This window comes from Sulfitobacter sp. CW3 (assembly GCF_019392245.1).
GTDB lineage: Bacteria > Pseudomonadota > Alphaproteobacteria > Rhodobacterales > Rhodobacteraceae > Sulfitobacter.
This window is the reverse complement of sequence record NZ_JAHXRL010000444.1, coordinates 1-249: the sequence shown is the minus strand read 5'-3', so window position 1 is coordinate 249 and position 249 is coordinate 1. Positions and strand designations below refer to the sequence as shown.

Sequence of the window (249 nt, the reverse complement as noted above, 5' to 3'; positions counted from 1 at the left end):
CCGAGTTCGCGGCGATCTTTGCGATCTTTACCAGCCAGGCCTGGAACATGACGTTCAGCTTTTACCAGTCGCTGCGCATGCTGCCCCATGACCTGGTGGAAGTGTCCACCAACCTGCGGCTCTCCGGCTGGCAGAAGTTCTGGAAACTCGACGTGCCCTTCGCCATGCCCGGGCTGGTGTGGAACATGATGATGAGCATGTCCGGCGGTTGGTTTTTCGTGGTTGCTTCTGAAGCCATCACCGTCGGCG

Annotated in this window: 1 protein-coding gene; it reads left to right on the top strand. The window is 59.0% G+C overall.

What is annotated here, in order from left to right; all coding sequences use genetic code 11:
* A partial coding sequence (locus KZZ06_RS21745) for an ABC transporter permease subunit (protein WP_219581992.1) occupies window positions 1–249 on the top strand: 249 nt, incomplete at both ends.